This is a genomic window from Nostocoides veronense (genome assembly GCF_039531185.1).
Taxonomy (GTDB): Bacteria; Actinomycetota; Actinomycetes; order Actinomycetales; family Dermatophilaceae; genus Nostocoides_A; species Nostocoides_A veronense.
This window is the reverse complement of record NZ_BAAAPO010000034.1, coordinates 1-327: the sequence shown is the minus strand read 5'-3', so window position 1 is coordinate 327 and position 327 is coordinate 1. Positions and strand designations below refer to the sequence as shown.

Here is a 327-nt window from a genome sequence, read left to right as displayed (position 1 = left end):
TGGTCGGCCACGAAGGCGGCGACAACAACGGCGAGTTCTACTACTCCTTGGACGCCGTGGACGTGGCCACCGGCTGGAACGAGGTCATCACCGTCCGCTCCAAAGGAGAACGGATCGTGGCCGCCGGGCTGCGCGAACTCCAGCTCCGCTTCCCGTTCGCGGTCTTGGGGATCCACTCCGACAACGGCAGCGAGTTCATCAACCACCACCTGGCCAAATGGTGCACCCAACAGGAAATCACCTTCACCCGCGGCCGGCCCTCTCGCTCCAACGACCAAGCCCACGTCGAGCAGAAGAACTTCTCCATCGTGCGCCGCAACGTCGGCT

Annotated in this window: 1 protein-coding gene; it reads left to right on the top strand. The window is 63.9% G+C overall.

The window, feature by feature from the left end:
• On the top strand, positions 1-327 hold a 327-nt coding region (locus tag ABD225_RS10980), incomplete at both ends, for an integrase catalytic domain-containing protein (protein ID WP_344085020.1).